Source organism: Streptomyces sp. NPDC023573 (assembly GCF_055559735.1).
On the sequence record NZ_JBVHKB010000013.1, the window covers coordinates 66642 to 84715 of the forward strand.

The 18074-nt window shown below is 69.6% G+C and carries 20 protein-coding genes; 13 read left to right on the plus strand and 7 right to left on the minus strand.

Features of this window, described 5'->3' with window-relative positions; all coding sequences use genetic code 11:
- Together thpR and ACZ32T_RS31915 are read left to right on the plus strand one after the other, a co-directional pair.
- On the plus strand, positions 1–609 hold the full coding sequence (gene thpR, locus ACZ32T_RS31910; RefSeq protein ID WP_467274075.1) for an RNA 2',3'-cyclic phosphodiesterase: 609 nt from the start codon (positions 1–3) through the stop codon (positions 607–609).
- A gap of 179 nt (positions 610–788) precedes the next feature.
- A complete protein-coding gene (locus ACZ32T_RS31915) occupies positions 789–980 on the plus strand; it encodes a DUF2795 domain-containing protein (RefSeq protein ID WP_356710776.1) in 192 nt (63 codons plus the stop codon).
- A 181-nt stretch (positions 981–1161) separates the two neighbouring features.
- Here the strand turns inward: ACZ32T_RS31915 and ACZ32T_RS31920 are convergent, their stop codons facing one another.
- Positions 1162–1665 (minus strand): metallophosphoesterase family protein, encoded by a 504-nt coding sequence (locus ACZ32T_RS31920; protein WP_467370586.1) that lies wholly within the window; start codon positions 1663–1665, stop codon positions 1162–1164.
- 23 nt (positions 1666–1688) lie between these two features.
- On the minus strand, positions 1689–3347 hold the full coding sequence (locus ACZ32T_RS31925) for a catalase (RefSeq protein WP_467370588.1): 1659 nt from the start codon (positions 3345–3347) through the stop codon (positions 1689–1691).
- A gap of 181 nt (positions 3348–3528) precedes the next feature.
- On the opposite strand from ACZ32T_RS31925, the gene yhfZ reads away from it, so the two are divergent.
- From yhfZ to ACZ32T_RS31965, 8 genes are all read left to right on the plus strand, one after another.
- Complete coding sequence (yhfZ, locus tag ACZ32T_RS31930) at positions 3529–4467, plus strand: GntR family transcriptional regulator YhfZ (RefSeq protein ID WP_467370590.1); 939 nt, start codon at positions 3529–3531, stop codon at positions 4465–4467.
- Between the two features lie 98 nt (positions 4468–4565).
- Positions 4566–4958, plus strand: coding sequence for a transcriptional antiterminator (locus tag ACZ32T_RS31935; RefSeq protein ID WP_467274205.1), 393 nt, complete (start codon positions 4566–4568; stop codon positions 4956–4958).
- Between the two features lie 47 nt (positions 4959–5005).
- A complete protein-coding gene (locus tag ACZ32T_RS31940) occupies positions 5006–5362 on the plus strand; it encodes a DUF2620 domain-containing protein (RefSeq protein ID WP_467274206.1) in 357 nt (118 codons plus the stop codon).
- A gap of 42 nt (positions 5363–5404) precedes the next feature.
- A complete protein-coding gene (locus ACZ32T_RS31945; protein WP_467370592.1) occupies positions 5405–6739 on the plus strand; it encodes a YhfT family protein in 1335 nt (444 codons plus the stop codon).
- Positions 6740–6785: 46 nt separating this feature from the next.
- Positions 6786–7742: a phosphotriesterase family protein gene (locus ACZ32T_RS31950; protein ID WP_467370594.1), complete on the plus strand. Its 957-nt coding sequence runs from the start codon at positions 6786–6788 to the stop codon at positions 7740–7742.
- Between the two features lies 1 nt (position 7743).
- Positions 7744–8859, plus strand: coding sequence for an aminotransferase class V-fold PLP-dependent enzyme (locus ACZ32T_RS31955; protein WP_467370595.1), 1116 nt, complete (start codon positions 7744–7746; stop codon positions 8857–8859).
- Between the two features lie 2 nt (positions 8860–8861).
- The gene (locus tag ACZ32T_RS31960; protein WP_467274210.1) at positions 8862–10028 is read left to right on the plus strand and encodes a YhfX family PLP-dependent enzyme; all 1167 of its coding nucleotides are present in this window, start codon (positions 8862–8864) and stop codon (positions 10026–10028) included.
- A gap of 10 nt (positions 10029–10038) precedes the next feature.
- A complete protein-coding gene (locus tag ACZ32T_RS31965; RefSeq protein ID WP_467274212.1) occupies positions 10039–11280 on the plus strand; it encodes a phosphopentomutase in 1242 nt (413 codons plus the stop codon).
- 101 nt (positions 11281–11381) lie between these two features.
- Here ACZ32T_RS31965 and ACZ32T_RS31970 read toward each other — a convergent pair whose 3' ends face one another.
- Positions 11382–11831: a spore-associated protein gene (locus ACZ32T_RS31970; RefSeq protein WP_467274214.1), complete on the minus strand. Its 450-nt coding sequence runs from the start codon at positions 11829–11831 to the stop codon at positions 11382–11384.
- 262 nt (positions 11832–12093) lie between these two features.
- On the opposite strand from ACZ32T_RS31970, the gene ACZ32T_RS31975 reads away from it, so the two are divergent.
- Positions 12094–12642: a tellurite resistance TerB family protein gene (locus tag ACZ32T_RS31975; RefSeq protein WP_467370597.1), complete on the plus strand. Its 549-nt coding sequence runs from the start codon at positions 12094–12096 to the stop codon at positions 12640–12642.
- Positions 12643–12846: 204 nt separating this feature from the next.
- Here the strand turns inward: ACZ32T_RS31975 and ACZ32T_RS31980 are convergent, their stop codons facing one another.
- Positions 12847–13266: a thiol-disulfide oxidoreductase DCC family protein gene (locus ACZ32T_RS31980; RefSeq protein ID WP_467274217.1), complete on the minus strand. Its 420-nt coding sequence runs from the start codon at positions 13264–13266 to the stop codon at positions 12847–12849.
- A gap of 92 nt (positions 13267–13358) precedes the next feature.
- Complete coding sequence (locus ACZ32T_RS31985; protein ID WP_467370601.1) at positions 13359–14015, minus strand: class I SAM-dependent methyltransferase; 657 nt, start codon at positions 14013–14015, stop codon at positions 13359–13361.
- Positions 14016–14384: 369 nt separating this feature from the next.
- Here ACZ32T_RS31985 and bla point away from each other — a divergent pair, with 369 nt between their 5' ends.
- Positions 14385–15314 (plus strand): class A beta-lactamase, encoded by a 930-nt coding sequence (gene bla, locus ACZ32T_RS31990; protein ID WP_467370603.1) that lies wholly within the window; start codon positions 14385–14387, stop codon positions 15312–15314.
- A 36-nt stretch (positions 15315–15350) separates the two neighbouring features.
- Here bla and ACZ32T_RS31995 read toward each other — a convergent pair whose 3' ends face one another.
- Together ACZ32T_RS31995 and hemC are read right to left on the minus strand one after the other, a co-directional pair.
- Positions 15351–15737, minus strand: coding sequence for a VOC family protein (locus tag ACZ32T_RS31995; RefSeq protein WP_467370606.1), 387 nt, complete (start codon positions 15735–15737; stop codon positions 15351–15353).
- A gap of 74 nt (positions 15738–15811) precedes the next feature.
- Entirely contained in the window at positions 15812–16747 is a 936-nt protein-coding gene (gene hemC, locus ACZ32T_RS32000) for a hydroxymethylbilane synthase (protein ID WP_467274225.1), read from the minus strand.
- A gap of 397 nt (positions 16748–17144) precedes the next feature.
- On the opposite strand from hemC, the gene ACZ32T_RS32005 reads away from it, so the two are divergent.
- Positions 17145–17960, plus strand: coding sequence for an SAM-dependent methyltransferase (locus ACZ32T_RS32005; protein ID WP_467274227.1), 816 nt, complete (start codon positions 17145–17147; stop codon positions 17958–17960).
- Positions 17961–18074: the final 114 nt, after the last annotated feature.

Below are 18074 nucleotides of genomic sequence, written 5' to 3' on the forward strand. Positions count from 1 at the left end.
GTGAACGAACAGACCCAGCCGACGACCGTGCGCGTGTTCATCGCCCTCGCCCCGCCCGACCACGCGAAGGAGGAACTGGCCCAGGAACTGCGCCCGGCGTACGACACGCACCCTCACATGCGATGGAATCGCGTCGAGGACTGGCACATCACACTGGCCTTCCTGGGAGAGCTTCCGGTCGAGACCGTTCCGCTCCTGCGCCGGCCGCTGGCTCTCCTCGCGGCGGACCGCCGGCCGCCCCGGCTGGCCCTGCGCGGCAGCGGTACGTTCGACGACCGGGTGCTGTGGAGCGGAATCGACGGAGACCTCGACACACTGCGGTTGCTTGCCGCCGATGTGCGTACGGCGGTGAAGGGGGCGGGAGTCGCTTTCGAGGACCGGCCTCTTCGCCCCCATCTGACTTTGGCCCGTGCCCGCCGGGGAGACCGGACCTCGGCGGCAGAGATCGCTGAAGCCGTCGCCGGTTTCACCGGCAGTGACTGGCCTGCCGAACGTCTGCATCTGGTCGGCAGCAACGCCGGCCGAAGCCGTGGGCCGATCCACTACCGGGACATCGAGGCCTGGGCTCTCGGCGGCGGGAACCGAACTGGAGCCACCGGATTTCGGTAGGCGCACGCCGGACGGCCCCTGAAAGCGGTGTCGCCCGGGGCCGGGAACGGGGGCGCAACCGCTCTCCGAACGGCTGTACCGATCACCGGTGACAACTCCGCTTACCGGCCCGTACTCCATTGCCGTGACATATCTGGAAGCCGGTGTCAGCCTCCGGCCGGCAGGCTACGCATCCGTCCATGACCGTGAACCCCATCGAACTGCAGAAGTGCCTCGGCGGCGTGAACTACCCGGCCCCGAAGCAGGAAATCATCGACCAGGCACAGCGGCACGGGGCCGACCAGAACATCATGGACGCGCTCGGCGGCATCCCCGACAAGGAGTACGACTCTCCGGCCGCGGTGAACAAGGAGGTCGGCAGCGGCTCCTGACCTCAAGGGCCTCATTCGCCTGAGATGCCCGCGTGCTGTGAAGCTGGTGCTGCGCCCCGGACGGCCACAAGAGGCCGTCCGGGGCGCAGCCGTTGCGGAGGAACGTCGCGGGCGGGGCCGGCGTGAGGAGCCCGCCGAAGGGGCTGGGGCGGCGTGCGGACCTGGCCCGCCGAGTTGTATGTCAGGTGCGCGGCGGGAGGCGGTGGAGGCGTACCTCGGCGAGCTCGCCCCCCGACACCCGGGCCGTCATGTAGGTGCACGAGGGCTGCCGACGCCTGTCGGTCGGTGAACCAGGGTTGAGGAGTCGCAGTCCGCCGGGTGCGACGGTGTCCCACGGGATATGGCTGTGACCGAACACCAGGACGTCGAGGTCGGGGAAGCGGGCCGCGCAGCGTCGTTCGCGGCCCTGCGACGCTCCTGTCTCATGGACGACACCGAGGCGGAGCCCGTCGAGCTCCGCGCGCGCCACCTCGTCCAGCCGGGTTCTCAGCTCCGGCCCGTCGTTGTTGCCGAACACTCCCACGAGGCGCCGCGCGTGGGACTCGAAAAGGTCCAGAGTCGCCGCGTCCACCCAGTCCCCCGCGTGAACGACGACATCGGCCGCGTCCAGCGCCGCGAGAAGGGGACCGGGCAGTTCCCTGGCCCGCTTGGGCACGTGTGTGTCCGATGTCAGCAACAGGCGCACATCCAGACCTTCCGTACGTCGGCTCAGCGGCTGACGACGTGCCGCTCGTCGGGCACACAGTGTGTCATCGTCAGGCCTTCCACCTCGCGCGGTGGATTCTTGCCGAGGTTGGCGAGGCGCTCGCGCTCGTCGTCCGAGAGGTCCTGGCTCGCCAGCGGCTGCAGCCCCGCGACGTCCTCGGGACCGATTCCGAGCCCTTCCCCGACCCGCAGCCCCAAGTCGTTCTCGACGAGGAGGAAGTGCCAGACCATCCGTTCCTGCACCGGCCGGGCGCACTGCGAGAGCATGTCGATGAAGTTCGCCACCAGGTCGTCCCGCTCCCAGTCCTCCAGGAGCCGGTACCGCTGGCCCGCCTGCAGGTAGTCGTTCGTCCGGGAAATCCGCTTGCGGGTGAGCCGGCCCCGGATCTCGGGTCCCTGCTCGTCGTGCGTCGGGTACTGCCCTTCGCGCAGGCCGCCGGTGATGGAGGGCTCGTAGTTCACTTCGGGGTTCTTGCCCTGGTGGCCGTTGTCGTACGCCATCAGCCCGTCGCGCTGGTTGGTGGCCACGTGCGCGTTCTTGGCCTGGTTGACCGGCAGCTGCAGATAGTTCGGTCCCACCCTGTAGCGCTGGGTGTCGCTGTAGGAAAAGGTCCGTCCGACGAGCATCTTGTCGTCGGAGAAGTCCAGTCCGTCGACGAGCACTCCCGTGCCGAACGAGGCCTGCTCGTTGTCGGCGAAGTAGTTGTCCGGCGTCCGGTTCAGGACCATCCGGCCGACCGGCTTCGGCGGGAAGTCCTGCTCGGGCCAGGTCTTGGTGTCGTCCAGAGGGTCGAAGTCCAGCTCGGGGTGCTCGTCGTCCGACATCATCTGGACCACCAGTTCCCACTCGGGGTAGTCCCCGCGCGCGATGGCCTCGTACAGATCCTTCGTCGCGTGCCCCAACTCCTGGGCCTGTACGTTCGCCGCGTCCTGGGCGGTCATGCTGCGTACACCCTGCTTGGGAAGCCAGTGGTATTTGACCAGCACGGACTTCCCCTCGGCGTTCACCCACTTGTACGTGTTGACGCCGAAACCCTGCATGTGGCGGTAGTCGGCGGGGATGCCGCGCGGACTGAAGAGGTTGACGAGCATGTGCATGCTCTCGGGGGTCTGCGACATGAAGTCGAAGATCCGGCCCGGCTTCTGCTCGTGGGAGACAGGGTCGGGCTTGAGCGCGTGGATGACGTCCGGGAACTTGATCGCGTCCCGGATGAAGAAGACCCCGAGGTTGTTGCCCACGAGGTCCCAGTTGCCGTCCTCGGTGTAGAACTTCACCGCGAAACCGCGTGGGTCCCGGGCCGCCTCGGAGGAGTCACGCCCGCCGATGACCGTCGAGAAGCGGACCGCCACATCGGTGCGCTTGCCCTCCGTCTGGAAGAGCTTGGCCCGCGTGTGGCGGGAGATGGGCTCGTCGCCCCACTTGCCGTACGCCTCGAAGTATCCGTACGTCGTCACGCCCCGAGCGTGTACGACGCGCTCGGGGATGCGCTCCCGGTCGAAGTGGCTGATCTTCTCCAGGAACTGGTAGTTCTCCAGGGTGGCCGGACCCCTGGCGCCCACCGTCCGCTGGTTCTGGTTGTCGTAGACGGAGTGGCCTTGCCGGTTGGTGAGTACCGGGCGGTCGTCCTCGTGGCCGGCACCTGAGTTCGCTACGTCTGTCACAGCCAACACCTCCTCTTCGCTGTCCCTGGTACGCCGCGGCGCCGAGCGCACGCTCTTCCGCAGGCGGATCTCCGAGCTCATGCTCCTGCCACCTCCCCACCCTCACCACCGCAGCGGGGCGAATGGATCAGCTCACAGCCACTCCTTGTCAATATCCAGAATCCTGTTTACTGTTTCACTTGTGAACGACCTGGACGCCCGCTTCCTCACCCGTAACGGCCTCGCCGCCAGGCAGCTCGCCGCCGTGCTCCTGCATCACGAGCCGGACACCCGCCTGCCCCGGGTGAGGGACTTCGCGGAGCAGCTGGGCTGCGGCAACGGCACGGTCCAGGCGGCCCTCCAGCTGCTGGAGCAGTCGGGAGCCATCTCCACCACCGCGCGCGGCCACCTCGGCACGTTCCTCGTCCGGTCCGATCGCACCATCCTGTGGCGGCTGTCGGGCCTCGGCACCCTGCTCGCCGCCATGCCGCTCCCCTACTCGCGGCGGTACGAAGGTCTGGCGACCGGGCTGCGCGGCGCCTTCGAGCAGGCGGGCGCCCCGTTCGCGGTCACGTTCATGCGGGGCGCCGGCGCCCGGACCGCGGCGTTGCTGGAAGGCAAGGTCGATCTGGTCGTGCTGTCGCGTTTCGCCGCCGACCGGCTGACCGCGGAGCACCCGGTGGAGCTGGTGGCCGACCTCGGACCGGCCACCTACGTCGGGGCGCACGGCATGCTCGTGCGGCGGGGCACCGATCTGGAGGCGTCAGGCCTGCGGGTCGCCATCGACCACACCTCGGAGGATCTGCGGATGCTCGTGGAGCGCGTCTTCGCCGGCCGGGAGGACATCGTGTGGCGGGAGACCTCGTACATGCAGCTGCCCGACCTGTTCTCCCGCGACGAGGTGGACGCGACCGTATGGAATCTCGACGAGGCCCAGGACCGGATCGGCCCCGGCGTCGAAGTGCTTCCGCTCGGGGACGAGGTCACGCGTGAGCTGGCGCTGCGCAACTCCAGTGCCGCGGTGATCTGCCGGACGGACGGGGCGCAGGCGCTGGCCGCGGTCCGCGCGTCGCTCGATCTGCCTCTGGTGAAGCGACTGCAGGGCGAGGTCCTGAGGGGGGAGCGCGTGCCCTCGTACTGACCGGTGGAGGGAGGGGTGACCGGTGTCTCATTTCTCCGGGGCGTCGGCCGTCCTCAAAATACAAAATCCTGGTTACTGTTGATTTTAGGAGGATCACCATGGACGACCAGCTCGCACTGCGGCTCCAGCTCTTCCGCGAAGGCGGTCAGGTCAGGCCTGAGGTGGCTGATTTCGTCACCGCCGAGCTGACTTCCCTGGAGTCCGAGGGCCTGACCGTCACCGAAGCGACAGCCGGGATGCTCACCAGCCATCTGATGATGGCCCTCGGCCGGCTCCTGGACGGTGAGCCGGTCGAGCAGTTCCTCACCGACGACCAGGTCGCCGCAGAGCTCGCCGGGCATCCCGGCGCGGTGGCCCGCGCCCGCGCCGTCTCGGTCCGTGCCGAGAGGCAGCTGGGGGCGGCGCTCCCCGACTCCGAGGTCAACTTCCTCGGCATGCACCTGGCCGTCCTGGCCCAGCAGCCCCCGTCCGGGCCGGCCGCGGCCGGCTGACCGGGCCTCTCGTTCCGCAACCAACCGCTACAGAGAGAAGAGCAGTGATGACGAAGATCCTCACGGGTGGAGTCGGCAAGGTCGAGGTCACCCAGGCCATCGGCGGGCTCGGCATCGACGGCCTCGACATCGTCCCCTCCAGCGACATGGACGCAGCGATGAAACTCCGGATGGGGCAGGCCGACTACTACCTGGGCACCTGTCACACGGGAGCGGGCGCCTCGTTGGGCGTGCTCGTCGGTCTCATGGGCAGCGCGGCATGCCACACCTTCGGTCGGAGCGTACCCACCGAGGAGGAGATCGCCGCTCTGCTCGACGACGGCAAGAAGGTCTTCGGCTTCTCGATGGACCAGATCGACGCCATCGCCCCCCTCATGGCACGCGCCATCGCCGCCCGCGGCTGACATCAGCCTCTTCGCATCATCCCGGGCACCAAGGAGTGACTCGTGAGCACCACACTCGCCGCCGGTACCAGCCTCGACTTCACACTGGCCCAGCAACTGACCGTGATCGCCCTCTGCGCGCTGACGGCCTACATCTCGCACATGGCCCTGGCCGTCTTCAACGACGGGGTACGTCCCTTCCTTCTCGACTTCATCCAGGGACGCACCACCCGCAGCGCGACGACCGCCGTCTCCTTCGGTCTCTCCGCGGGGTTCATCTTCGGGCTCGGTGCCCCGATGGCGTTGTCCACCGGTGTCCTGAATCCGTGGCTGGTCTTCCTGCCCACCGACATCCTCGGAATGCTGGCGCCCAGGAAATGGCTCGCCCCGATCCTGGGTGCCGCCTGGGGAGCCGTCGTCGTGTTCGGGCTGAACGGCGCCAACAACGTGGCTCACGATCTCCCCGTCGACTTCCTGACCGCGATGCAGCAGATGTCGACGCCGATCCTGTTCCTCTTCACCCTGTTTCCGGTGCTCGCCATCACCAAGCAGTTCGGCCGCAGGTGGGGAGGTGTCGCCGGAGTCCTCGAACTGGTCCTCGTCGTCATGACCATGAAGCTGTGGCCGAACATGTTCGCCGGTGCGCTGGCCATGGCGGCCGGTGTGCTGATGCTCATCGGGCTGGCGGTCTCCAAGGACGTCAGGCAGCGCCGGGCCGACCGGACGTCGGGCGTCGTGGAGGACATCCCCCAGGACGACCCGATGGCGTCGCTCTTCAGCGCCAGCGCCGCACGTCTGCGCAGGTATCTGCCGCTGTTCATGGTGCTCGGGGCCGGGGTCTGTGTGCTCGCACAGATGCACATATTCGGCGGTGGCGAGGCGACCAGCTTCCTGATCGCGAAGGGGCAGTACTCCGAGGCCGCGCAGGTCGACTTCTACCGGGTGTTCGGCTTCATCCCGCTGATCGCGACGACCGCGCTGGCCTCCGGCGCCTACGGGATCGCCGGATTCACGCTGGTGTATCCGATCGGCTATCTCATGCCGAACCCGTTCGTGGCGGCAGTGGTCGGTGCACTCGTGTTCGCCGTCGAGGTGCTGGCGCTCTCCTGGATCGGCAGGCTCCTCGGCAAGCTGCCCAGCGTCCGGGACTCCTCCGAACATCTGCGCAGCGCCATCGGGGACGCCCTCCAGCTCGCAATCCTGTTCGGTTCACTGATGGCTGCGAACGCCATGGGGGGCGGGCTCGGCATCCTCGTCGTCGGCGGTCTCTACCTGCTCAACGAGGCGATGGGCCGGCCGGTGGTGAGGATGGCCGCCGCTCCGGCGGCCGTGATCGTCGGCGGGATCCTCCTCAACGTCCTGTACTGGCTCGACCTGTTCACGCCGCTGCAGGGCTGACCACTTCACGGACAGGACCGGCCCGTACGCGAAAGAAGGCTCCACGATGAACCGCCCCGCACCCCGCACCCTGCGCACCGTCACCGGAGAGCTGTCCGCCACCTCCGTGCGCGGTCCCGTTCTGGCCCACGAGCACCTGGCACTCGACCTGGACCGCCAGGGTGACGGCGCGGCCGTCCTTCGTCCGGAGCGGCACGCGAGGGCCGTGACCGCTGAACTCGCCGCCCTGCGGAAGGAGTGCGGGCTCTCCCTCGTCATCGAGCTGACCTGCCGGGGCATGGGCCGCGACGTCGGTGCCCTGAGCAGGATCTCGCGGGACTCCCAGGTCGCCGTCGTCGCCTCGACCGGCTGGTACTACGAGCCGTTCCACACGCCGGAGATCGAGGCCGGCACCGTGGAACAGCTGACCGGCGTCCTCGTCCGCGAGATCGAGGACGGCATCGGGACGACCGGTGTCCGGCCCGGTGTCCTCGGTGAGATCGGCAGCCATGGCGACGTACCGACCGCTCCCGAGGCCAAGGTCCTCCGGGCGGGCGCGCGGGCCGCGCTCGCCACGGGCCTCTCCCTCGCCACGCACGCGCAGCTCGGCCGGGGCGGACTCGCCCAGGTGGAGATCCTCACCGGTGAGGGCCTGCCCGCAGACCGGATCAGTGTCGGTCATCAGGATCTTCTCGATGACCCTGGTGTCCACCGGGAGCTCGCGGCGCGAGGGGCGTACGTCGCCTTCGACACCGTGGGCAAGTCGTCGTACCGGAGTGACCGGGACCGGCTCGCTCTGCTGCTCGGCCTGTTGGAGGCCGGGCACGCCGACCGCGTCCTGCTCAGCTGTGACATCTCCCGCCACGGCTACCTCGTGGAGGAGGGAGGCCAGGGCTACGGCCACCTCTTCGCGAGTTTTCTGCCCCGGCTCCGGGCGGCGGGGGCCGACGACGCCCTGGTCGACCTGCTGACCCGCCGCAATCCGCTGCGCTTCCTGACCGGCGCGAGCGAGGAGGACAACTGACATGAGCCCCGTACTCCCCCCGACCTTCCCGCTTGCGACCGTCGCCCTGGACGACGCCGTGGCGATGCAGTTCCGGCTGCTGGAGGCCACCGCCGCCCACTTCGAAGGCGATCAGCTCTTCTCGTCGGACGCCGGAGTCGTCCCCGGACTCGGGCGTCCCCGCGCCACCGCACGTGTCGAGGCGGTGCTCGCGGACTTCTTCGGGGCCGAGGACGCCGCCTTCGTACAGGGCGCGGGCACCGGCGCGATCCGGGCCGCCCTCAATGCCGCCGTCCGGGCCGGAGACCCGCTGCTCATCCACCGGGCGCCGGTCTACCGCACCACCGAGGTCACCCTTCGGGGCATCGGGGTGCGGACGGTCGAGGTGGACTACAACGACCCGTCCGCCCTCCACGAGGCCCTCGCGTCCGGACGGGTCCGGTGGGCGTACGTCCAGCACACCAGGCAGCGGCTCGCCGATTCCTACGATCCCGCCGAGGTCCTCGCGGCGTGCCGGGCGGGCGGGGTCCGCACGATCGTCGACGACAACTACGCCGTCATGCGCGCCCCGGCGGCCGGGGTGGAACTGGGCGCCGACGCCTCCTGCTTCTCGCTCTTCAAGCTGCACGGGCCCGAGGGTGTCGGCCTGGTCGTCGGCGCCCGGGACCTCGTCGCGCACATCCGCCGTGACAACTACTCCGGCGGCGGGCAGGTCCAGGGCCACCAGGCACTCGACGCGCTGCGTGCCCTCACCCACGTACCCGTCATGTGGTCCGTGCAGTCGCGCGTCGGCGCCGAGGTCGCGGAACGTCTGGCGGCCGGAGAGGTGGACGGTGTGGCCGAGGTGCGCATCGCCAACGCCCAGGACCGATGCCTGCTCGTCCGTCTCGACCGGCCCGTCGCCCGGGAGCTGCCCTCGGTGGCCGCCCGCTTCGGAGCCGCCCCGTATCCCGTGGGCTCCAACTCCCGATACGAGATCGCCCCCCTCTTCTACCGCATGTCCAGCTCATCGCTGGACGACTCCCCCGGGCTGGCCGACTGGACCGTACGCATCAACCCGATGCGGGCGGGCGCGGACCTCGTCGTCGGCATCCTGCGGAGTGCGCTCGCCGCCCTGGACGACCCGAAGGACGACTGACCGTGTTTCTCGACACCCTGCTCACACGTAACCCCGGGCTCGTCGACGCCGCGGCCGCGCTGCACCGGGAGGGCGTGATCCCCCCGGACACGTACGTCATGGACCTGGACGCCGTCGAGGCGAACGCCGCTCTGCTGGCAGCCGAGGCCGGACGCCTCGGCGTCGGGCTCTGGTTCGTCGTCAAGCAGCTCGGCCGCAACCCCGAACTCATCCGGGCCGTCGCCCGCCACATCCCCCGCTCCGCCGCCATCGACCCGGCCGAGGCCCGTACGCTGCTGGCTGCCGGAGCACGCCCCGGCAACGTCGGGCACCTCGTCCAGATTCCCCGGCGTACCTTGCCCGAGGTGCTGGCCCGGCGCCCCGAGACGGTCACCGTCTTCGACCTGGCCAACGCCCGTGCCGTTTCCGAAGCGGCGCGCGAACTGGGCTTCGTCCAGGACGTCCTGGTCCGGATCGAGGGCGCCGACGGCCACGTCTACCCCGGCCAGGAGGGCGGCGTCCCGCTCGCCCGGCTGGATGACTTCGCGAAGGCCGCCGAGGCCCTGGACGGCATCCGGATCGGGGGCGTCACCGCCTTCCCCTGTGTCCTGTGTGATCCGTCGACGGGCCGGCCGGCCCCCACGCCCAACTTCGGCCTGGCCCTCGAGGCCCGCGAACTCCTCGCCGCACGGGGACACCATGACCTCAGGCTCAGCGCGCCCAGCGCCACCTCGATGGCCTCGCTCCCGCTGCTCGCCGAACTGGGCGCCACCCACGGCGAACCGGGCCACGCCCTCACCGGCACCACCCCGCTGCACGCCCTCGATCCGGACCAGCCCGAGAAGCCCGCGTACGTGTACGTCAGCGAGGTCGCCCACACGCTCGACGACGGGCGCCCGGCGGTGTTCGGAGGCGGCTTCTACGCCCGCTCCCAGGTCCGCGGCGCTCTCCTGCCCCGTACCGGCACACGGCTGGGCGTGCAGACCGCTCCCACCGAGAACATCGACTACTACAGGCTGCTCGACGCACCCGCCGACGGGGCCGAGGTCCGCCTCGGTGACACCGTGCTCTTCGCCTTCCGCACCCAGATCTTCGTCACCCGTTCGACCGTCGCCGTCGTCTCGGGAGTCGCCTCAGGCTCCCCTCGGCTGAACGGCCTGTACGACGCCCAGGGCCGCGCCCTGCAGTAAGGAGCAACCCATGGCCAAGACCGTCATCGTCGTCATCGACGGGTTCGGGGTCGGCGCCATGCCCGACGCGGGTACCCTGCGTCCGGGCGATCTCACCGCCGACACCTGCGGGCACGTCCTCGACCACGCCCGCACCGCCTTCGGCCGGCCGCTGCGTCTGCCGGTGCTCGGGGCCCTGGGCCTCGGGCTGGTCCATCCCCATCCCGGCCTGGCACGCCGTACCCATCTGCCGGTCGCCGCGGGCAGGGCGGCACTCGGCTACCCGGGCGCGGACACCTTCGCGGGTCACCAGACCATGATGGGGGCCGACTTCAGCCGGGTGACGGTGGCACGACTCGCCGATCATCTCGACGAGGTGACCCGTGCACTCCGGGCCGCCGGCCACCGGGCGGAACCCGTCGAGGGGAAACCCCTGCTCCTTGTCGACGGCGCCGTTCTGGTCCATGACAACCTCGAGGCCGATCCCGGGATCAACTGGAACGCGTCCGGCAGCCTCGACGACCTCTCCTTCGACGGGCCCGGCGGGATCCTCGCCATCGCCCGTGCGGTGCGCTCCGTCGCTCCGGTGGCACGCGTCATCGCGGTCGGGGGGCGTGCGGACGGCCCTCTCCCCTCCTTCGTCCGCCCCGGCGGCGGGGGGACGGTCGGGCTCGACACCCCGGCCACCGGCTTCTACCGCAACGGCGGCCTTCAGGTGCAGCACCTGGGCGCCCCGCTCGATCACACCCGCCAGCTTCCCGACCTCGCGGCCCGGTCCGGCATCCCGGTCACGCTCGTGGGGAAGGCCGCCGACATCCTGGTGTGCGAGACGGCCGGACGTCATCCGGCCGTGGCCACCGACGAGGTCCTGTCCCACACCCTGGAAGCGGTACGCGCGGGAGGCGACGCGCTCGTGGTGGCCAATGTGCAGGAGACGGATCTGGCAGGGCATCAGCAGGACGCCGGACGGTACGGGCGTCTGCTGGAGCAGGTGGACGCCGGGCTCGCCGCTCTGACCGCACTGCTCGCGGAGCCCGGCGACCGGCTGATCGTCACCGGTGACCACGGCAACGACCCCACGATCGGCCATGCGCACCACACCCGGGAGTACGTGCCGGTCCTGATCCACCGGCCCGGCACGGAAGGGGTCGAACTGCTGCCGGACGCGCACAGCCTGGCGGACGTCGGCGCCACCGCGGCGGCGTCGCTGGCGCTGGACCCGGAGGAACTGGCCGGCGGCACGCCTCTGCACGCCGGCCGCTGTGCGGCCTGAAGGGACCTGTCTCACATGCGTGGGCGGGCCCGGCAGATGCTCCCTGCCGGGCCCGCCGCCGCTCGGGGCACGGACCTGCGCCCCGTCCTCACGAGGCGGGGTCAGCGGATCTCGGTGACCCGCTGCTCCTTACGTGCGGCGCAGTTGGAGTTCTCCACCGACACGTACACGTTGTTGATGTGACCACCCCAGCTCACGCAGTAGCCCTTGCCGTACACGTAGCCCGGCCCCGCGTACGACGTGAAGTTGCCGTCGTCCCCGGCCCACGCGTCGGTGGCGGGGACGTAGATGTACGCGGACATGGCCGTGGCCGTCCCGGGGTTGGCCCGGATGGTCGCGACGCAGTTCTGGCCGTTGGAGGAGTTGTACGTCAGGTAGACGGTGCCCAGTGAGCCGACGGGCACGGAGTTCACGGTCTTGTAGGCCTTGCCGCAGACCCCCTGCGGCGTGACGTTCGGTGCGGCGGAGGCCGTCGTGCTCAGCGCGACCGTGCCGCCCACCGCCAGCGCGGTGACGGCTCCGACAGCCGCGACATTGCGTACGATTCTCATATTTCCCCCTTGTGTCCCCGAGAGCGTTTTACTCCCACTTGATGTGACTCTCGAGCGGTACAGATGGTTGCACCGAATCCGCGAGGATGCAGGTGTCCGCAGCCCTCTCGGACGGGGCGCGCTTCATCACCGCCCCCTCGGGGGCGGTCGCGCCCCGATCGATTCGCCATTTTGCGGAACCTTTACCCGTGACCGGCCGTTTGACCGAGTGAGCGCACGGGCTCGTGACCGACAACTCAGATCGAAGACCGAGGTGACCTCGATGGCAGTGTGGGACCAACTCAAGAATCAGGCCAAGAATCTGCAGCAGTCCCAGGGAGCGCGCGGGTCGACGCCAGGAAGAAGCGGCGGGCAGGGGTCCGGTGGTGGTTCACGCGCCCAGTTGGTCGGCACGCTGAAGTCGCAGTTGGCTTCCCTCAAGACGGAGCTCAAGAGCGGTGGCTTCCGGGACGCGAGCATGGCGATGTGCGCACTCGTCGCGGCCGCCGACGGGCATGTGGATCCTGCGGAGCGTCAGCACGTGGAGTCGATGATCCTCGGCAACGACGTCCTGCAGAACTTCCCGCCGGAGCAGTTGCGCCAGCGCTTCAACAAGCATGTGGACCAGCTCACGCTCAACTTCCAGCAGGGCAAGGCCGACGCCATGCAGGAGATCGTGAAGACCTCCAAGAAGCCGACCGAGGCAAGGGCCGTGCTCCAGACGGGCATCGTCATCGCCGGTTCCGACGGCAACTTCTCGCAGGCCGAGCACATGATTCTCCGAGAGGCCTGCACGGCGTTGGGACTGTCCCCGGCAGAGTTCCAGCTCTGAACCTGCCGGGCGGCGGACCTGCCCGCCCGGACAGCGCCACAGCCTGATCCGTCCGGCAGCAGGCAAGCGCCGCCGGACGGACAGGCCGGACGTCGGGCAGGCGCGCCGGCGGATTCCTCTGTGCGGGCGCGGAGCGGGCGTCAACCCGCCCTCCGGACAGGTCCGCCACGTTTCGTCGGGCGCTCAGCGCCCGGAGCCCGAAGCTCAGCGCCCCGGGTCCGACGCGCCTGGGGTCCCGTTGCGCGGCCGACGGTCTGCGGGGAGGGCGCAGGCCGGCGTCCCGCCCGGCATCCGCTCGCGGTTGTTCGCGACGAGCCGGTAGACACCGTGCGCGATCCAGCGGACGGGGGGCAGGGTCAGCAGCGCCCCCATCACAGCCCAGCCGCTCCCCGCGTTCAGCAGCATCTTGGCGACCGCCTGCGCGCCACCGTGGATCACTCCGGAGGGCGTGAGCCACAACAGTTCGTACTCTGCCCGCTCTCGGGTCGAGCCCAGGGAGTCAAGATCCGCGAACTGCCAGGGAGTGATCTCACAACTGGGCCGGATGTGCCGTTCGGCGAACATCACGGAAGAGGTACAGAAAGCGCAGTCTCCGTCGTAGATGAGCACAGGTCGCGTTCGCATGGCCTCATCATGCCCCACATGATCCTCGGCGGAGCACTCGCCCGGTCGCGCTGCCTGCCCGCGAGAACGCGGAGACGGCCGCCCGCGAGATGCTACGGCTCCTGGCGCCGGCGCGCGAGGTGGACGGTGATGTCTGCGGCGACCTCGACCGTCTCCGGCAGGACGCGCATGACCCTGCTGAACACCTGCTGCTGCTCCGCGGCCGGCAGGACGAGATAGGCCGAGACGGTCGAGAGCTGGCCCACGTAGTCGGAAGCGCTCATGGTCAAGCGTCGTTCGATCACGGACTGTTGGACGTCGGTGAACCATCGGGACCGTTGGAGCTCGGTGCCTGGCCACTGCATGGCATGACCTGCCGGGGTTCCGTCCGGTGACGGAACCGCGTCACTCTCCAGGAACGGCGCCCGTGCCGCTCGCACGGCTTCCTCCACAGCCTGATCGGCCGGCTGGATCGGCCCGCCGAACGAGGCGAACACCGCCCCCGGCTCCAACAGCCCCGCCACACGCGGCCACCGGCCCTCCGGATCCGTCCAGTGCAGCGCGGCCGCAGCATAGACAAGCTCGTACGTCCTGCCCGGTCGCAGGTCCTCGAACGCGGATCGCACCGTCCTGACGCTCGCCGGCACGTGCTTGCGCAACTCGGCGAGCATGGCGGCGTCCGGCTCGGTCGCGGTGACCTCGACCCCGTGGCTAGCGAACAGGCGCGTCGCTTTTCCCGTCCCGGCACCGATTTCGAGAGCGGTACGCACCGGCTGCCCCGCATATGCCATCACCCTCTCGAACAGGTCTCGTGAGTATCCCGGCCTGAACCGTTCGTACGCTTGTGCCGTTGCTCCGAAGCTCAGTGCGCGACCAGACATGCAGCGCACCCTGCCACGGTTGCTCCTCGGGCAGAACTCCCGTCACGACACGGCTGCGGCGTGCCCCCGCCTGCCGATCAGGTCCGGCCGGAACACGACACGGACGGCATACCGGTGGCGAACGCAAGCGCCCGCCCTACTCTGGAACGCCAGAACGCTGTCGGCTGCGACCTTGCGCCCCGGACCGCCCGCATCGTCCGGGGCGGCCCGCGGACGGTTGCCCGCCAGCTCCCTCGGAGTCAGGAAGTCGCCACCCTCGTGCCCACCCCCCTCCCCCGCCGCGCCGCGCTCTCCGCCCTGACCGGCCTTGCAGCCCTTCCCCTCTCCGGGTGTGGCGCATCACCGCCGACTGCCGCTCCACCGGCGCCCTCCGCGACAGTGCCCTCGCGATCCGACGGGGCAGCACACAGAGCAGAGCCCGCGCTCCAGAAACTGGAACGGAAGTTCGATGCCCGGGTGGGTGTGTACGCGATCGACACCGGTAGTGGTCTGTCCGTCACACACCGGCCGGACGAGCGTTTCGCCTACGCCTCGACCTGCAAGGCGCTGCTCGCGGGAGCGTTGCTGGACAAGTACACCCTCGAGCGGCTCGAACGGCGCGTGCGGTACGGCCCTGGCGATCTCGTCGCCAACTCCCCGGTCACCGAGCGGCACGTGGACACGGGGCTGACCTTGCGCGAACTGTGCGACGCAGCCGTCCGCTACAGCGACAACGCCGCGGCCAATCTCCTCTTCCACGAGCTCGGTGGCCCCCGTGGGCTGCGGGACGCCCTCGTCGCTCTCGGCGACCGCACCACCCGGTGCGACCGCTACGAACCCGATCTCAGCGAGGCCGCGCCCGGTGATCCCCGTGACACCAGCACTCCTCGTGCCCTTGCCGCCGATCTGCGGGCTTATGTGCTCGGGGGCGCTCTGGGCTCGGAAAAGCGGGCCGTACTGACCGACTGGCTCAAGCGGAACACCACCGGCGACGCACTCATCCGCGCCGGCGCCCCGGACGGCTGGGTGGTGGCCGACAAGACCGGCACGGGCGGCTACGGCACCCGTAACGACATCGCCGTCCTCTGGCCGCCGGAATCCGCTCCGGTCGTCCTGGCCGTGCTGACCCGTGGCGACGCCCGCGGCGCCGAACCGCAGGACACACTCGTCGCGCAGGCGGCCCGTGTCGCCCTCGCTGCCTTCGCCTGAGGACAGCCTCGTCAGGGGCAGCCGCCCTCGCGGCGGTCAGGGACGGTAGCGGAGGGGGTGATCGGCGGGTACCTCGGTCAGCACGATGCGGTGGCCGTCCGGGTCGGCGATCCACATCTCGATCAGCCCCCAGGGTTCATGGAGAGGCGGGCGCAGGACGACCGCCCCGCGGGCCGCCACTTCCTCGTGTGCCGCCGCGCAGTCAGCGACCTGCATCCAGAGCCGCACCGACTCGGTCGGGGGTGTCTCGGAACGGCCCGACACCTCGAGGAAGCCCCCGCCGAGGAAATACACCGTTCCACGGTCCGGTCCGGTGCCGAACTCTCTGTAGACGGGGAGCCCGAGGGTCCGCCCGTAGAAATCGCGGGAGGCCTCCGGGTCGCCGGGCCTCAGCAATACCCTGCTGCTCAGTACATGCACCATGGTCACGACCCTACGCGGACTGTGCGGGGGGAGCAGCCTCTCGCCCCCCTGCCGGGCCGTGCCCAGACGCGAGTTCAGTGGGCGATGGTGTCGATCAGCTCGCGTGCTCCTTGGCGCAGCAGGGCGACGGCCACGGAGGTGCCGAGGGTGGCGGGGTCGAGAGGACCAGCCCATTCGTGTGCGTTGAGAACCGTCTTGCCGTCGGGGGTGAACACGCAGGCGCGCAGCGAGAGATCTCCGTTGCGGTGAGCCGTGGCGTACCCCGCGATCGGGGAGTTGCAGTGCCCTTGCAGGACATGGAGGAACATGCGCTCGGCTGTGATCTCCCGGTAGGTACCCGGGTGGTTGAGCCCGCTGACGGCATCGATCGCCGCCGTGTCGTCCTCGCGGCACTGCAGGGCCAGGACGCCCGCGCCGATGGGCGGGCACATCGTCTCCGGTGCGAGGATGTCGCTGATCACGTCGGGGCGGCCGATGCGGTGGAGACCCGCGACGGCCAGGAGCAGGGCGTCGGCCTCTCCGGCGGCGAGTTTCGCGAGCCGCCGGTTGGCGTTGCCTCGGAACGGAACGCAATTCAAGTGGGGGTGGGAAGCCGCGAGTTGCGCGGTCCGGCGGACGGATGAGGTACCGACACGAGCGCCGTCCGGAAGTTGGTCGAGCGTGAGCCCGTCCGGGTGTACGAGGGCGTCGCGGATGTCGTCGCGCTCGAGGAACGCGGCGAAGGTCGTGCCCGCGGGCAGCGGCCGGTCGGCCGGGATGTCCTTGACACAGTGGACGGCCAGGTCAGCCTCCCCGGCGAGCAGGGCGGCGTCCACCTCTTTGGTGAAGGCTCCCTTCCCCTCGACCATCGAGAGATCGCCCATCCATTTGTCACCCGTCGTCCTGACGGGGACGACCTCGGTGACGATGCCGGGATTACGGGCCGCGAGTTCGGCCCGGACGCGCTCGACCTGGGCCAGGGCCATGGGGGAGTCGCGCGAGACGATGCGGATCAGCTCAGGGGCGGACATGGCTCTCACGATAGACCGCCGGGCGCGGGCGGCGGCCCCTCGACGCGGTCCCGGCACCTGTTCCGGACGACCCCGGCGGAGACAGGCGAACCGGGTCGGCGTCGATTTCCGGCCGCATTGGAATGGCCTCCCGTGCAACTCGCGCACGGTTTCCACACATCGACCGAATGCGGCAATAGGCCATCCAGCAGCAAGACTTGACAGACAGCCGCTCCGAAGGGGCCGTACCCGCGGGTCCGCATCCGGGAATGCCTCCCTCTCCCCCAGGCCTCATCTGGCTGATTCGAAACCCTGCGGCCTTGCCTCACTCCCCCGAGGACTGTCAGCTATCCGGCGAGATCCTTAGCATGACCCCTCACAGACACCGAATTCTCTCTCCGAGAACCGCGAGGGCTGGATGAGCAACGGGGACACCTCCATTCCGAAGAACATCGACGTGAACGTGCCGAGCGTCGCACGGATGTACGACTACTACCTGGGTGGCAAGGACAACTACCCTGCGGACCGGGTGGCATCCGAACAACTGCTGGTGCAAGTTCCGAGCACCAAGGTCTTGGCGGTGAACAACCGGAGGTTCCTGAGGCGTGTCGTGCACCACCTCGCCTCCGAGTACGGAATTCGCCAGTTCATCGACCACGGATCCGGCCTGCCGACCCAGGACAACGTCCATCAGGTCGCCCAGCTCGTGGACCCCGATGCCAGGATCGTCTACATCGACAACGACCCCATCGTCCTCGCGCACGGCAAGGCGATACTCGAGGAGAACGACAGGACCGCGGTCATCCAGGCGGACATGCGGGACACCGAGGGGATCTTCGCCCACCCGGAGGTGAACCGGCTCATCGACCTCGACGAACCGGTGGCCGCGCTGTTCGTGTCAGTGATGCACTGCATTCCCGACCAGGACGATCCCGCGGGTCTCGTACGCCGGGTGGCGGACCGTCTCGCTCCAGGAAGTTTCCTGGTGGTGTGTCAGCTCGTGAGTGAGGACAAGGCCATCCGTGACTTCGTCACGGACTTCATGGCGAAGAGCACGGGCAACCAGTGGGGGCGGGTGCGCCGCGAGGCCGATGTGCACACGTTCCTGGAGGGCCTGGACGTGCTGGACCCCGGGCTGGTGGAGGTGTCGACGTGGCGTCCCGATTCGGATCTGGCGCCGAAGCAGGAGACCCAGGAGTGGATCGAGTTCGGGGGCGTCGGCCGCAAGTGGTGAGGGATCGGTGCTGACGAGTCCGGCGCTCGGCGTCTTCCCGCTGCGGTGGGACCGGCCTCGGCATCACGGCCGGTCCGCGGCGCGCTGTCATGCCCGTCTGCCCGGCCGGACGGC

Bases quoted from the DNA above. Each gene is read 5' to 3' on its own strand.
- ACZ32T_RS31975 (WP_467370597.1), top strand. From the start codon at position 12,094: ATGGCAGTGTGGGACCAACTCAAGAATCAGGCCAAGAATCTGCAGCAG.
- ACZ32T_RS31970 (WP_467274214.1), bottom strand. From the start codon at position 11,831: ATGAGAATCGTACGCAATGTCGCGGCTGTCGGAGCCGTCACCGCGCTG.
- ACZ32T_RS31940 (WP_467274206.1), top strand. From the start codon at position 5,006: ATGACGAAGATCCTCACGGGTGGAGTCGGCAAGGTCGAGGTCACCCAG.
- ACZ32T_RS31965 (WP_467274212.1), top strand. From the start codon at position 10,039: ATGGCCAAGACCGTCATCGTCGTCATCGACGGGTTCGGGGTCGGCGCC.
- ACZ32T_RS31980 (WP_467274217.1), bottom strand. From the start codon at position 13,266: ATGCGAACGCGACCTGTGCTCATCTACGACGGAGACTGCGCTTTCTGT.
- ACZ32T_RS31915 (WP_356710776.1), top strand. From the start codon at position 789: ATGACCGTGAACCCCATCGAACTGCAGAAGTGCCTCGGCGGCGTGAAC.
- ACZ32T_RS31935 (WP_467274205.1), top strand. From the start codon at position 4,566: ATGGACGACCAGCTCGCACTGCGGCTCCAGCTCTTCCGCGAAGGCGGT.
- ACZ32T_RS31955 (WP_467370595.1), top strand. From the start codon at position 7,744: ATGAGCCCCGTACTCCCCCCGACCTTCCCGCTTGCGACCGTCGCCCTG.
- ACZ32T_RS31950 (WP_467370594.1), top strand. From the start codon at position 6,786: ATGAACCGCCCCGCACCCCGCACCCTGCGCACCGTCACCGGAGAGCTG.
- hemC (WP_467274225.1), bottom strand. From the start codon at position 16,747: ATGTCCGCCCCTGAGCTGATCCGCATCGTCTCGCGCGACTCCCCCATG.
- ACZ32T_RS32005 (WP_467274227.1), top strand. From the start codon at position 17,145: ATGAGCAACGGGGACACCTCCATTCCGAAGAACATCGACGTGAACGTG.
- ACZ32T_RS31995 (WP_467370606.1), bottom strand. From the start codon at position 15,737: ATGGTGCATGTACTGAGCAGCAGGGTATTGCTGAGGCCCGGCGACCCG.